The sequence below is a fragment of the Pseudomonas sp. SIMBA_068 genome (genome assembly GCF_046534705.1).
GTDB classification, from domain to species: Bacteria; Pseudomonadota; Gammaproteobacteria; order Pseudomonadales; family Pseudomonadaceae; genus Aquipseudomonas; species Aquipseudomonas putida.
The window spans coordinates 1-233 of the sequence record NZ_JAWRYI010001729.1; the positions used below are offsets into that span (position 1 = coordinate 1).

At 45.5% G+C, this 233-nt stretch carries 1 protein-coding gene; it reads right to left on the minus strand.

Translation table 11 applies throughout. The features are described from left to right. Positions 1-233, minus strand: a 233-nt coding sequence (locus SB756_RS35670; protein ID WP_410913960.1) for a 6-phosphogluconolactonase, incomplete at both ends; no start/stop codon positions are given.

Consider the following 233-nt stretch of genomic DNA (forward strand, 5'->3'; position numbering starts at 1 on the left):
CCCCCTGCCTTAGCTTGCTTATAAACAGCGAGTTTTTCTTCACCGCTAATAAGTAGTTTTACCACTTTAGAATTTGCTATTGCATGCAAGGTAAGCGTCATACGCTCGGTAATACTCCCCGTCACGTCGCTTTGTATTGCGTTAATCGCACAAACCGTTTGAGTGGTGGTTAAACCATTTTCTAATCCATCTGCGTGTGGAAACAAAGACGCAGTGTGCCCATCAGGCCCCAT